Origin of the sequence: Novipirellula aureliae, from assembly GCF_007860185.1 — a bacterium.
In the GTDB taxonomy this organism is placed as follows: Bacteria; Planctomycetota; Planctomycetia; order Pirellulales; family Pirellulaceae; genus Novipirellula_A; species Novipirellula_A aureliae.
The window spans coordinates 49,618-61,896 of record NZ_SJPY01000005.1 but is presented as its reverse complement, the minus strand read 5'-3'; the positions used below and the strand labels follow the sequence as shown (position 1 = coordinate 61,896).

15 protein-coding genes are annotated in these 12,279 nt (G+C 52.0%); 6 read left to right on the top strand and 9 right to left on the bottom strand.

The genetic code is table 11. From position 1 onward, the window contains the following. Positions 1-209 precede the first annotated feature (209 nt). Complete coding sequence (locus Q31b_RS28270; protein WP_231617599.1) at positions 210-764, bottom strand: hypothetical protein; 555 nt, start codon at positions 762-764, stop codon at positions 210-212. A gap of 133 nt (positions 765-897) precedes the next feature. Between Q31b_RS28270 and Q31b_RS15155 the strand changes: the two genes are divergently transcribed. After that, a complete protein-coding gene (locus tag Q31b_RS15155; RefSeq protein ID WP_146600542.1) occupies positions 898-2,610 on the top strand; it encodes a TolC family protein in 1,713 nt (570 codons plus the stop codon). A gap of 53 nt (positions 2,611-2,663) precedes the next feature. Here Q31b_RS15155 and Q31b_RS15150 read toward each other — a convergent pair whose 3' ends face one another. Further along, entirely contained in the window at positions 2,664-3,218 is a 555-nt protein-coding gene (locus Q31b_RS15150; protein WP_146600541.1) for an RNA polymerase sigma factor, read from the bottom strand. Between the two features lie 173 nt (positions 3,219-3,391). On the opposite strand from Q31b_RS15150, the gene Q31b_RS15145 reads away from it, so the two are divergent. Continuing rightward, a complete protein-coding gene (locus Q31b_RS15145) occupies positions 3,392-4,717 on the top strand; it encodes an APC family permease (protein WP_146600540.1) in 1,326 nt (441 codons plus the stop codon). Positions 4,718-4,873: 156 nt separating this feature from the next. On the opposite strand, the gene dmeF is transcribed toward Q31b_RS15145, so the two are convergent. Together dmeF and Q31b_RS15135 are read right to left on the bottom strand one after the other, a co-directional pair. Next, on the bottom strand, positions 4,874-5,824 hold the full coding sequence (gene dmeF, locus Q31b_RS15140) for a CDF family Co(II)/Ni(II) efflux transporter DmeF (RefSeq protein ID WP_146600539.1): 951 nt from the start codon (positions 5,822-5,824) through the stop codon (positions 4,874-4,876). Between the two features lie 35 nt (positions 5,825-5,859). Further along, complete coding sequence (locus Q31b_RS15135; RefSeq protein WP_231617598.1) at positions 5,860-6,771, bottom strand: cation diffusion facilitator family transporter; 912 nt, start codon at positions 6,769-6,771, stop codon at positions 5,860-5,862. Between the two features lie 296 nt (positions 6,772-7,067). On the opposite strand from Q31b_RS15135, the gene Q31b_RS15130 reads away from it, so the two are divergent. Continuing rightward, entirely contained in the window at positions 7,068-8,423 is a 1,356-nt protein-coding gene (locus Q31b_RS15130; protein WP_231617597.1) for an NAD(P)/FAD-dependent oxidoreductase, read from the top strand. An 8-nt stretch (positions 8,424-8,431) separates the two neighbouring features. Here the strand turns inward: Q31b_RS15130 and Q31b_RS29365 are convergent, their stop codons facing one another. Then, complete coding sequence (locus Q31b_RS29365; RefSeq protein WP_261343863.1) at positions 8,432-8,560, bottom strand: hypothetical protein; 129 nt, start codon at positions 8,558-8,560, stop codon at positions 8,432-8,434. A 76-nt stretch (positions 8,561-8,636) separates the two neighbouring features. Between Q31b_RS29365 and Q31b_RS15125 the strand changes: the two genes are divergently transcribed. Together Q31b_RS15125 and Q31b_RS15120 are read left to right on the top strand one after the other, a co-directional pair. Further along, positions 8,637-8,930, top strand: coding sequence for a hypothetical protein (locus Q31b_RS15125; RefSeq protein WP_146600538.1), 294 nt, complete (start codon positions 8,637-8,639; stop codon positions 8,928-8,930). 144 nt (positions 8,931-9,074) lie between these two features. After that, positions 9,075-9,671, top strand: a complete 597-nt coding sequence (locus tag Q31b_RS15120) for a hypothetical protein (RefSeq protein ID WP_146600537.1) — start codon at positions 9,075-9,077, stop codon at positions 9,669-9,671. Between the two features lie 96 nt (positions 9,672-9,767). Here the strand turns inward: Q31b_RS15120 and Q31b_RS29655 are convergent, their stop codons facing one another. Beyond that, the gene (locus Q31b_RS29655; protein ID WP_146600536.1) at positions 9,768-9,971 is read right to left on the bottom strand and encodes a BON domain-containing protein; all 204 of its coding nucleotides are present in this window, start codon (positions 9,969-9,971) and stop codon (positions 9,768-9,770) included. A gap of 178 nt (positions 9,972-10,149) precedes the next feature. Here Q31b_RS29655 and Q31b_RS15110 point away from each other — a divergent pair, with 178 nt between their 5' ends. Next, positions 10,150-10,500, top strand: a complete 351-nt coding sequence (locus tag Q31b_RS15110; RefSeq protein WP_146600535.1) for a hypothetical protein — start codon at positions 10,150-10,152, stop codon at positions 10,498-10,500. Positions 10,501-10,570: 70 nt separating this feature from the next. Here the strand turns inward: Q31b_RS15110 and Q31b_RS15105 are convergent, their stop codons facing one another. The 3 genes from Q31b_RS15105 to Q31b_RS15095 all read right to left on the bottom strand — a co-directional run bounded on the left by Q31b_RS15105 (position 10,571) and on the right by Q31b_RS15095 (position 12,278). Continuing rightward, positions 10,571-10,780, bottom strand: coding sequence for a BON domain-containing protein (locus Q31b_RS15105; RefSeq protein ID WP_197171588.1), 210 nt, complete (start codon positions 10,778-10,780; stop codon positions 10,571-10,573). Between the two features lie 22 nt (positions 10,781-10,802). Then, a complete protein-coding gene (locus Q31b_RS15100) occupies positions 10,803-11,564 on the bottom strand; it encodes a methyltransferase family protein (protein WP_146600533.1) in 762 nt (253 codons plus the stop codon). Between the two features lie 183 nt (positions 11,565-11,747). Continuing rightward, complete coding sequence (locus Q31b_RS15095; RefSeq protein WP_146600532.1) at positions 11,748-12,278, bottom strand: hypothetical protein; 531 nt, start codon at positions 12,276-12,278, stop codon at positions 11,748-11,750. Between the last annotated feature and the right edge of the window lies 1 nt (position 12,279).

The window sequence follows — 12,279 nt, the reverse complement described above, 5'->3', positions numbered from 1 at the left end:
ACTATCTCGTTTTCCGTTTCCACTCATGACTGAACTCGCGATCATTGCCGCCACGCAAACGCGGTCGGCAAATCAAAGGGTGACGCGATCAAATCGCGTAGGGATTGCATCTGGAAAGACTTCACACGGAACGTGCGCGCAGCATCATTCGCGTGAAAGCCAACTTGAACACGAAGAGCGACGCGCGCAGCTCTCCTATCGAGACAACGCTAAATGCGCCAGATGCAAAGAAACCGCTGAGAGAAATGCGGTGAGTGATCGCCGATCGGCAATCGTGACATCAATTGATCTGGACGAATTGAAAGTCCAGCCTCGGATGCAACGTGATCCAAGTACGCAATCACGACTAATTCACGAACCTGGGGGACAGGTACGTGATGTGGTGCCGGTGCTAGTGGTTCTGATCGAATGCCACACATGCACGATGACAACGCAACTTGGTCCTCAGCCAATTTCTCGTCGTCGGATTTCGGTGGCTCAGGAACGACATCGGAGATTTCGCCGAACAATTCATCGTGCGTGGGGCGTTCAGTTTTCTTCGTGCAGCAACTGTCGGCGTCCTTTTTGTTGCCACTACAGCAACCGCACAGATCGCCGTCCGCTTTCACTTCACAGCATTTGCATGCGTGGCAGACCGTTTTGGCCTCGCAGCACTGACCTTGAGCACAACTTCCCTGCGCAGCAACCAACACCATTGGCTGAATCGCGATTGCAGCGATCAGACAAAGATTAACGGCGATGCGAATTAGGGGGGAGTTGCTCACTGTGACCTTCCGAAAATTATACCCATACCCGGTATGTGACTAATATCGGTTATCTGGCCGAAAAGTTCAATAGGAATTAACCGGTTAGGTAAACTTTGACAGCTCAATTATAACTCATCAGGACACCAGCGTCATGAATCGGCAATCTTTTTCACTCGGGACAACCCGAGCAAAACGCTTGCTGCTAGCAGCATTGGTTGCCGGGTCGGCGACCGGTTGTGCCTCCCAGCGTGGTGTTCAGGTTGGAAAATCCACTATTCCGGCCGCCGTATCGAACCCGGATTCGGTCGCGATCAGCGACGTCGACTGGCAACAAGTCCTTAGCGGGCCGGAAACAAGGGGCGTTCAGCCCGCCGCCTACAACGACGGGATAGTAATCGCATCGCCCGCTATCTTCGATCAACCACTCAAGGAAGAGGGTAAACGAAGTTTTGGAGACTTTCTGCAACTCGATCCGCCCAAGGAAGATGGGGAGAAGGCGAGCCAGGGAGATGGGGAGAAGGAAGAAGAGGACAGAGGGAGACAAGGAGACACGGAGAGCGATGAAGATGAAGGAATAGTCACCGACTCCGAGGCTTCCGATCGCCCAGACTCCCAGACTCCCACTCTCCCTGACTCCCCCTCCCCCAACTCGCCTTCTCCCAACTCGCGTTCTGCTCCCGTCGAGTACTTCGTTGCCGAAGCACTGTCGCGGCATCCAAAGATACTCGCAGCTAGGCAGCGCGTCGCTGCAGCAACCAACGTCATCCCGCAAGCTAAGGCATTGCCTGACCCGTCATTCAACAATACTTTCTGGCCATTTCAAGACCAAGCTCTGCAAACCGCTGGCGGCCGTGTCGGTCACCAGATGTCGATCAATCAAGCAGTGCCCTATCCAGACAAATTGAAAACGAAAGCCGTAATCGCGAGTCGTGAAGTGCTAATCGCCCAAACCGAAGTCGACGCAATCGAGCGAGAGATTGCCGAATCGGTACGTTTAGCCTACTACGAAGTGTGGTTTGCAACGCGAGCGATCAAGATCATTGACGAGACAAAAGAGCTTGTGGCCGACTTGACCGACGTTGCCGAAGCACGCTACCGCAGCGGCGGCTCGCAACAGGATGTTTTGCGTGCCCAACTCGAAACCGACCGACTTGATGATCAGCTTGTCGCACTTCACAAACAAAAAGAACTCGGACAAGCGGATTTAGCGACATTGCTTCAGCAGCCAGTGGCGATGATGCCAGAAGCCAGTGCCGAGCTATCAACAATCGAGACTCCGCAGCAAATCGAAGCATTGATCGCCTTGGCCGAGCAGTGCAACCCGAAGCTACGCGGCCTCGCATGGGAAATCCAACGCGATCGTGACAAGCAAACGCTGGCATGTCTACAAAAATATCCTGACTTCAATGTTGGAATCAATTGGAGTTTGATTAGCGACGACCATAAAGTCCTCAGTCCTGTCGCCGACGGTCACGACAATGTTAGCCTTAGTTTTGGAACAACACTTCCAATTTGGCGAGATAAAATCAACGCAGGCATTCGTGAGGCATCGCACCGAACCAGCAGCACGACCCGCCGACTGGAAGCGGAACGCGACGAGCTTTACGGAAAAATTCGCCGCCTGATCGTCCAAGCCGACGCCCTGGTCGAGCAACGCAACATCTACGAAGATCGCATCATCCCGCGAACCGAAGACACACTCAGACTGTCAATCGCCGACTACCGAGGCAAACGCACGGACTTCTTCACGCTGATCGAAACCTACCGCGAGCTGCTAATGTTCGAGACCCAGCTCGCCCGCATCGACGCCACATTAGCGGGTACGATTGCCCAGTTGGACCGAACAGTGGGTTGCCCTCAATAAGAAGCAAGGGAGTTTGGAGTGAAGCAGACTGGAGAGCACAGATCCCTCCTTCTTCACTCCCAACTCCCGTCTATCAACGTTCGCAACTCCCGGCGTGCCCGGTTCAACCGCGAACCGACCGTCCCTTCGGGAATTCCAAGCGTAACGGCGATCTCCTGGTATGACAATCCGCTTTCTTCCTTGAGCGTGAAGATCGCTCGCAGTTCGGGATCGAGTCGGTCGAGGGCGGTTCGTACCGTCGCCGCACGCTCGTATTGTTCGACCTGATCGATGTGTCGAGCGGTCGGTTCGACGACGAGTTCTTTTGTTCGCCGGTGCTTTTCACGACGCAGATGCTGCAACGCTTCGTTGGTGGCCAGTCGGTATAGCCAAGTCTCAAACTTCGACTCACCGTTGAATTGATCGAGCTTGGTGAACGCTCGGACAAACGTTTGTTGGGTCAGGTCGTCAGCGTCCTGCTGGCCGACCATCCGAACCATCAAGCGGAAAACGCGATCCGATGTCGCTTCGTAAATCAGTCGCTGCGCAGTACGATCCCCAGCCGCTGCCGACTGGACGTCTTGCTGCGAAAGGTAATGGGATGCGGATTTTGCACGCGGCGGCTCCATCACACCATTATAACAATACCCTACCAGGGTAACAGCCTACAGCCTACAGCATGCTGGCATGGTATTTGCGAAGCCGATTGTAGTGTTGCCTTCTAGCCGCCACGTCTTCAAAGAAGTTGGCGGCCAGAAGCCACCATTACGATGAATTCCGTCCTACGACAAAGCGGCAAAGTATGAGCGACGAAAAATCGGGCAAGAATCAGTACAAAGAAAACAGTCTCTCCTTAACCGGCTCGGTTGCGATGGGTACGGGCGTGATGATTGGTGCAGGAATCTTTGCTCTAACTGGGCAAGTGGCCCAACAAGCGGGCGGTCTCTTTCCATTAGCGTTTCTTGCTGCCGCCGTTGTCGCCGGATTCAGCTCGTACTCGTATGTAAAGATGGCGCAAAAGTATCCATCGGCTGGCGGCATCGGCATGTTTTTGATGAAAGCCTACGGCAAAGGAACCATCACGGCTGGCATGGCGTTACTGATGTACTTCTCGATGGTGATCAATGAAAGTCTCGTCGCAAGGACCTTCGGGACCTACACGTTGCAACTGATGAGCGTGGAGGACACGACGTTTTGGGTTCCCGCTCTCGGCGTCGGATTATTGATCTTTGTGTTCCTGATCAACATTCTGTCTACAAGTTTTATTGGGAAGTTTTCGATGGTGACGGCGGTCATCAAGATCGGCGGCATTCTGATTTTTGCGGGAGCTGGTTTGTACGTTTCCGGGTTGTCTTTCGACGCCGTCGGGGTAACGGAACGAACGACAAGTACGAGTTTTCTATCCGCGACGGCGCTAGCACTGCTCGCCTACAAGGGATTTACCACAATCACTAACAGCGGATCGGAAATCAAAGAACCGAAGAAGAACATCGGGCGTTCGATCATCTGGTCACTATCGATATGTTTAGTTGTCTATCTGCTCGTCGCTTTGGCCGTGTCTGGCAACCTAAGCGTTTCGCAGATCATTGAGCACCGCGACTATGCGTTGTCCAAGGCCGCCGAACCAGCGTTTGGGCAATGGGGACGCTACTTTACCGTGGGATTAGCGGTCATTGCGACCATCTCGGGGCTGTTGGCAAGTACCTTCGCAGTGTCTCGGATGTTGGCGATGCTTAGCGAAATGAAACTCGTACCGCACAAACATTTTGGGATGCCGGGCGACATTCAAAAGCACACACTTGTTTACACGATTGTGATTGCCATCACGCTAACAATCTTCTTTGACCTTGGCCGCATCGCATCTCTTGGGGCGATCTTTTACATCGTCATGGACATCGCGATCCACTGGGGCGTGCTGCGCCACTTGAAGAACGAGGTCAACGCTAACGCGGCGGTGCTGATCACTGCAATCATCCTCGACGTTGTCATCCTGGGAGCATTTGTCTGGATGAAGGCGACCAGCGACACATTGGTGATTTGGGTATCGCTGATTGGATTTGTCGTGATCTTTGCAGGCGAACGCGTGTTTTTGGCTCACATGGAGCCCACCCAGGAAGAACAGGAGTAAGCATCTAAAAATGGAATTTATTCCGTCTTCAAAATTCGGCCTGATTTTGACTAAGAGTTAGTCCTCGCAAACTGTCGTCACCACTGTTATCAATCACGACGTCGAGCGATCCAGTTAAGACAAAGCCATCAACTTGGTGGTCTCGCAGAATTTGTCTCATCCAGTTTGACTGCTCACGTTATGATCCTGGTGGACTTCAACAGTTATGTGAACGATCCCCGAGTCTTGCGGGATCGCTTGTTTGTACAGCTGCACTTCAAGTGGATCGCTGGTAGCAATCGACATGATGAGGCTGTACATGCCGGGGCCGATTTGCCACAGATGCAGATCCACAACGTCCGCTCCCTGAATGTCGGCGATGTTGCGCCGGATTAGTTCTTGTAGTTCTTGTGGCCCCTGATGATCTAGCAGTACGGCGATTGTCATTTTCAATAAGCCATAAGACCAACGAGCCACCAGTACCGCACCAACAATGCCCATCACGGGATCAAGCCAATTCAGTGCGTAATACTTACCAGCGAGCAGCGCGAATATCGCCAGCACCGATGTCAATGCGTCTGCTAAAACATGTAGATAAGCGGAGCGAAGATTGTGATCATGTTCATGATGATGCGAGTGATCGTGTGCGTGTTCATCATGGTGCTCATGGTCATGGTGATGCCCGTGGTCATGGCCGAGTACCAAAACAGACAAGCCGTTTACGACAAGTCCGAAGACGGCCACCATCAGAGCTTGGTTGAAAGCAATCGGTAAAGGTGCGAACAGTCGTCCGACGCTTTCCCACGCCATCACAAGTGCGAACGCGGCTAATAGGATCGCTCCGGTAAAACCTGCCAACGAATTGACTTTTCCAGTACCAAAACTGAATCGCTTGTCGTGAGCGTACCGCCGAGCGTAAACGTAGGCAATCATCGAAATCATCAGGGCGCTTGCATGCGAAGCCATGTGCAGGCCATCAGCTAACAACGCCATCGAACCATAAATGATGCCCGCGACAATCTCAAGGATCATCGTCGTGAACGTCATTGCAATGACAATTAGAGTTCGGAACTCGCCGGGTTTCTTCTTATCTTGACCAAAGGAATGGTCGTGTTCCCATTTGTTCATATTGACCTCATTAGCGTAAATCGTACGAATGCGTTCTATTGCAATTTGTTGGGAATGTTTGCGGGTCGATAGGGTTCTAGGTGAACAAGGACGTCTCGGAGAAGGCCATGCTCACTGAGCAACGCCTCCTTGGCGGCATGTCCGATCGCGTGGCCTTTCTCAACCGTTGCTTGTGGATCCACTTGAACGTGAATGTCAGCAAAATATTCTAAGCCTGATTTGCGGACCCGAAATTTTTCAATGTCTTTCACTCCTTCGACTTTTATTGCTGTCATTCGCATTTGATCTACCAATTCATTGTTTGCTTGAACATCCATTAATTCATTAGTGCTTTGTTGCAACAACTTGATAGCGGTCCAACTGATCGCTGCAACAACAAATAATGCAGCGATTTCATCGGCCCAAATATATTGCGGCCCACCAACGCGAACGATTCCTAAACCGACTAAAACAGCCAGCGAACACAACGCATCGCTGCGATGATCCCACGCATTCGCAATCACAGCACTTGAGCCGGTTCGACGGCCGATTCGCATCTTATATCGGTACAAGCTCTCCTTAATCGCAGCATTTCCACCGGCGATCCAAAGCGTCCAAATCGGCGGGAGCGGATGCGTCGTTGAGAATCGCCCAATCGCTTCCCAGCCAATCCAAACCGCAGAGACAAGAATGAGCACCGCAACATTCGATCCGGCAACCGCCTCAATTCGTGTGTGTCCGTAAGGATGCTCTGAGTCGGCGGGCTTCTGAGCCACACGAAGCGCAAACAGCACGACGAGCGATGTCAACACATCTCCCATCGAATTGGCTGCATCGGATATCAACGCGAATGAATGCCCTAGCAAGCCACCGACCAGTTTGACGACTGCCAAACTGAAATTGACGACCAATCCCAGAACGGATGCGGCGGTTGCTTCTCGATAGGCATTCGCGGTTGATGGTTTCATGATGAAATAAATACACTTGGTGGTTCGATAACGACGCCAGAATCGAAACAATGTAAGCTAAACGAAGTGGCGAGGACAATCGCTCTTCAACTCCCGACAGAGCAAACAATGGCAGAATGCTAAGATGACAACGGCGGTTCTCTTTGTGTCGACTTGGCGTGGCATAAAACGTGCAGTCTGTGCGAATTGAAATCTCAGACAAATTCCTAAGGACAACTCGTAGATCGGAGTCTATTACGCTACGCTTTACTAACCGTATTTCGCCGCACCCACCCCGATCGAGAATAATCAGTGGAATGAATTCCAATCTACAAATTGTCATCCTTGGTGGCGGTTTCGCTGGCTTGCAAGCTGCCAGATCGCTTCGCCGTGCAAACGTCGATCTAACTATTATCGATCGACGCAACTTCCATTTGTTCCAACCGTTGCTTTATCAAGTGGCAACCGGCGAGCTTTCGCCAGCGAACATTTCTGCGCCGCTTCGTGCATTACTTCGGAAACAAAAAAATGCTCGCGTGTTGCTGGGCGAGGTGCAAGTTGTTGATTTGAATAACAAAGTCGTTTGTTTGACGGATCGAGAGATTGCGTATGACTATTTAATCGTGGCGTTGGGATCAGTCCACCATTACTTTGGGCATGATGATTGGGAGAAGATCGCACCAGGACTGAAGACGATCGAAAACGCGACCGAGATTCGACGCCAATTACTGGGAGCGTTCGAGGCTGCGGAACGAAGTCCTAATCCTGACGAGATTCGCGACCTATTGACGTTCGTCATCGTCGGTGGCGGACCGACTGGTTGTGAATTGGCAGGAGCGATTGCCGAGATTGCTCGTCATACTTTGAAAAACGATTTCCGCACCATCAACCCCGCTGACGCTCGCATCGTGCTGATCGAACCGAGTGAGTACCCGCTGGACGTTTACGCACAACCGCTGCCGGGAAAAGCCGCTCAGCAATTACAGCGACTGGGAGTCGAGGTGATTAGTCGTACGCGGGTGACCGGCATCCATCAAACGCACGTCGAGTTATTGACCGAAGGGAAAGAGCAAGCGTGGCGAATCAACACGCGAACCGTGTTGTGGGCCGCTGGCGTGAAGGCATCGCCGATTGCAGCGAGTTTATTGAGGCAAACAGAACTGACATCCGCTCGCGGGGGACGTATTCCGGTCCAGAACGATACGTCACTGCAGTCGCACCCAAACGTCTTCGTTCTCGGTGATTTGGCTTCGTTCAATCACGACGAGAAAGGCGACTTGCCCGGTCTCGCTCCTGTTGCGACTCAGATGGGAGCCCATGCAGCAAAATGCATCATTGCCGACTTAAACGAGAGACCTCGAACGGCGTTTCACTATCGCGACCGAGGCAGCATGGCGGTGATCGGCCGCTACAGCGCAGTCGGAGTGATTGGTGGTTGGAAGTTTTATGGCTTCGTCGCCTGGTTCCTTTGGCTAGCGGTCCATCTAATGTACATCACGATGTTTCGCAACCGCATGTTGGTGTTGGTTCAGTGGGGATGGACGTTCTTGACCCACGATCGATCGGCGCGACTGATCCTCGACGGGCCGACCCCCCGTATCCCGCAACTGGCCGAGACGACGGGTTGGGACAATGATCCTGCGATGCCGCATGTGGAATCAACCGAAAGGTAGATCGGATTTTATTCCGATTGCGGCGTCGTCAAGTTACAGAGATCCTCAATATCGTCGCTACGGTACACCTCCGATTCGCCGCAAGGAGACTCAAGAGTGACCGCTAAGCTGAATTGATCGAGGTGCGTGTAATTCACAGACAACGCCTTAACAGTCATCCCTTGGATGATTCGCCACGACGCACAAAGTATCGCAGGGCAATGATCGAAACGAGTGCTTCCAGAAACGCATCCGCCTCGAATGGAGAGTGCCGGCTTTCTACGTCGTGGAAACCAGGGATCGTTGCGTGCCGACGCAGTGTACCATGTTTTTCAGTTCGGCGAACAAGTTGATACGCCGGTGGCTGGTGATTGGAATGGTGACGGGATTGACCAAATCGCCGTCTTTCGTGGTGTTCAGTGGGACCTCGATCAACTGGGTTCAAACAAAGTCAAGGGAATCACGACTACTCTCTTTGAACATGGACTTTTGTCTCTCCTTGAACATGACTTTCGTCCCAAAAACTGATGAGTCCAGAAAAACATTTTCACTGGGGGAGGTGCGGCACTTGCACCACATCCGACATGGGGGGGTATCATGAATTCAAGCAAGGGGGTTTTCTCGTCGTTCGCGAGGCTCCTTTTCACGTCTCCTCCTGTACGGGCCAGAAAAATGAAACGCATCGCTATTGGTTCTCTCTCGATCGTCGCAATGCTCTGTGTTGCACCCAACGCTGACGCACAATGGGTTGTCCCTCACACGACCACTCATAATCACAGCGTTCCACACACAACAACACACACTGATTACTATCAACACGGCAACCACATTGATGCGGTGCCGCACACCACCACGCATATCGATCAAGTGCCCCACACTACAACGCACTTTGATCAGTATCCGAATTCCGGTGGACAAATATATCGATCGCAGCGGCCTGTGATTACACAGGGCTATATCCAAGGACAAGGGCAAACCTATATCCAACGGCAAGGGCGAACCTACATTCAAGGACAAACCTACCCGAGTCAAGGTCATGTGACATATCCTCAGAATGGGGTTTATCAACAAAACTACAACCAACGCTATCAATCTTTCCGACCTGCGACGTCACATCTGCACCCATCAACGCACACCGACTATGTGCCACATACAACGACCCATACGGACTACTACCGGCATGGCAATCACATTGATGCAGTACCGCATACGCAGACGCATGTTGACGCTGTGCCGCATACGACTTGGAATGTTCATCACGGACATTAGTTCATAGGCGATTCAAGTTCAGCAATAATAGCATGTGGCGAAACTAATCGCCACATGCTTTTTTGCGTTGTGTTCTCTCGCCTTTTGAAAACCAACTTAAGATCTCACAACGATCTGGTTGGTTATTGAAGTGCCTCCCGGCGTTGTTCGAGCAATTGCTGAGGCAAGTGTTCGCTCGTCATGATTCCCGACGGTCCCGCTTAAGATAACACCGCCTGTCGAACCAGCCGAAACTTGTACGTATCGCAGCCTCATTCTCTTGAGTGCTTGCTGAACTCGTGTTGATATATCTTGACTCATAGTCTTCCGGGGCCACTGGGGCGTCTCAATCGTGAAACAAATAAATCAGATTGACGACACCGTTTCGTTGGAAACACCGTGTTTTTAGGGGATTTATGTTTTGGCATCGTGGATGCAACTGAAGGTGGCATGGGCAGACGTTACTGCCGCTCCTTTCTCCTCCCTATGGATACTGAACATGAAACGACTTTTCGCTATCGCCGCGATTGCTGCTGGAATAACCTTCTTCAGCTTTGACACTCAGGTTTCTGCCTATGACCATTTTGGTGGGCATCATGGCCGCATTTACAACCAATACGGGCAGGGCGGCTACGGGCACGGAGGTGCTCATGCTTATGCGCCGAGCCGCGGACATGGCTCGCATTATGGCGGGACCATTTATGGATCGGGATACGGTTACCAACCGAGTTATCGCGGTGGCTACATTCAGAACCGTGGTTCGTATAGTCACGGCGCAAATTACGGACACGGTGGTGGATTGCACCTTGATGTCGGACGCTTGCACCTTGGTATTGGCGGCCACCACTAGTTCTTGGAAAAACGATCGCGTGAATCAGTTCACAATCGCTCCGCGAGTTATCTTGCGGGGCTTTTATTCTTTAGGGTTTGGCAACCCTAAGTTGGTTCTTGACGCTGGTGACGCCTGGCGTCGTCGAGGCTATCGACGCGACAAACGCACGATCGTCGGACGTTGCGACCGAACCAATTAGTTCGGCGACACCCTGTGAATCGACGGTAACCTGTAGGTGTGGAAAGCCAAATCGTACGAGGGTGTTTATCAGTCGCTGTTCGATCGTGTTTTCGTTCACAATTGTTCCAGCCGTGAAAGCATCATTTCGCTGCCTTTAACAAGATTGCTTCATACCTTGCCCAACGTCGGAAGTTTCGTTTCATGATCCTCGCAACGAAGTAGAGAGCGACACCCGTTGCCAAGATGTAATACCACGCCATTTCAACTGCAATCGTGCCCTCTTGCATTCGGTGCATCAAGAATTCCAAACTAGGAAACGCAATTGCGATGACAGCGAATGCGGTTGATTCAGCACGAATGACCTTGGGCCAATTCATCGGTAACTCGGCTCTCCGCCATCGTCTCAGGCGAGGCAGGACGGCGGGCGTCTTCGCTGCCCAGCGAACAAAATCCGGCCCGAACTTACGCCTCAGGAACGCTTCTTCCGCAAACATGATTCGCTCGTAGTACAACGCAAATAATGCGATGAACAATGCAACGAGCCAAGGGGAACACGAATGCAAGACGATCCCGAAGGCGATCAAAAAGTTGCCTAGGTACAAAGGATGACGCAGCACCGAGTAGAAGCCTGATGTATTGAGTGTCTCAGCAATTTGCTCTTCGGTATTCCGTCCCGACGTCCCTTGCGCCGCATGTCCCACGGTATGGCATCGGACGAACAAGCCTAGTAGGGAAAACCAAAGGCTGAACATTCCCCAGGCGAAATGTAAACTCGGATTCGTTTCAATCGCTGGATAACGGATTGCTGCGACCACGATTAGCGGTAGGAACACGAATGGCAGATAACTTCGCCATCGAAACAACGAAATACCGGAGCGTTCAAATTCTTCAATCAAAGGCATGACGGAATTTCCTATAACTTTCAATCAAGATAATGGCGGCCTCCGGCATTGCGCGGTGGGCGACGCAACCGGAGACCTCGCCGCTCGCTACGATGTGCAGCAAACTACTGGAGACTATCGCAGATCGGAATTCGATCCACCGTAAGCTGTTGCTGGGATTGCCAGATTCAATTCCGGCCTATGCTAGTGATCGTGACCAGCGTGATCATGATCGTGTGCTAATTCACCACGATAGGGGGTGCCGTTGATGGTCACCATCAGCTTCGGTGCTGCCGATTCATCGTCGATATGTCCGACCAGTTCAGCATCTGAGAGCGAGAAGCGGGACGATTTGCCACTGGGGTCCGCGGCGTCAGCAGACGCAGCGAGCTTGAATTGCTCGGGGGTTCCATCGTGCAACAGGTTAATTGTCACTTCCTTTGCATCGATTGGCACTGCTTCGGTTGCGGGACCGTTCAAAATATAGATCGTTACGGAATCTTCATCGTGAACGAGTTCTGCGTGGTATTCCTCGTTACCAAGTTCGATCAAAGAGCCATGATGTGGGCCTTCGGTTGGGTGAACGTGAACATCGACAGTTGTTGGCGGAGGAGCGTCCATCGTAATTGATGAATCATCCGTGCCGGAAGACGTCGTTTCGGATTTCTTGTCACCGCAACCTGACACGAAGACCGTGATTACAGCAGCGAAGAGAGTGTAGTGATAGGAGCGCATT

Excerpts from the sequence above, each read along its gene's own strand:
- dmeF (WP_146600539.1), bottom strand. The coding sequence starts at position 5,824 with ATGAACAAATGGGAACACGACCATTCCTTTGGTCAAGATAAGAAGAAA.
- Q31b_RS29655 (WP_146600536.1), bottom strand. The coding sequence starts at position 9,971 with ATGAGTCAAGATATATCAACACGAGTTCAGCAAGCACTCAAGAGAATG.
- Q31b_RS15100 (WP_146600533.1), bottom strand. The coding sequence starts at position 11,564 with ATGCCTTTGATTGAAGAATTTGAACGCTCCGGTATTTCGTTGTTTCGA.
- Q31b_RS15095 (WP_146600532.1), bottom strand. The coding sequence starts at position 12,278 with ATGCGCTCCTATCACTACACTCTCTTCGCTGCTGTAATCACGGTCTTC.
- Q31b_RS15130 (WP_231617597.1), top strand. The coding sequence starts at position 7,068 with ATGAATTCCAATCTACAAATTGTCATCCTTGGTGGCGGTTTCGCTGGC.
- Q31b_RS15150 (WP_146600541.1), bottom strand. The coding sequence starts at position 3,218 with ATGGAGCCGCCGCGTGCAAAATCCGCATCCCATTACCTTTCGCAGCAA.
- Q31b_RS15110 (WP_146600535.1), top strand. The coding sequence starts at position 10,150 with ATGAAACGACTTTTCGCTATCGCCGCGATTGCTGCTGGAATAACCTTC.
- Q31b_RS15120 (WP_146600537.1), top strand. The coding sequence starts at position 9,075 with ATGAAACGCATCGCTATTGGTTCTCTCTCGATCGTCGCAATGCTCTGT.
- Q31b_RS15155 (WP_146600542.1), top strand. The coding sequence starts at position 898 with ATGAATCGGCAATCTTTTTCACTCGGGACAACCCGAGCAAAACGCTTG.
- Q31b_RS15145 (WP_146600540.1), top strand. The coding sequence starts at position 3,392 with ATGAGCGACGAAAAATCGGGCAAGAATCAGTACAAAGAAAACAGTCTC.
- Q31b_RS15135 (WP_231617598.1), bottom strand. The coding sequence starts at position 6,771 with ATGAAACCATCAACCGCGAATGCCTATCGAGAAGCAACCGCCGCATCC.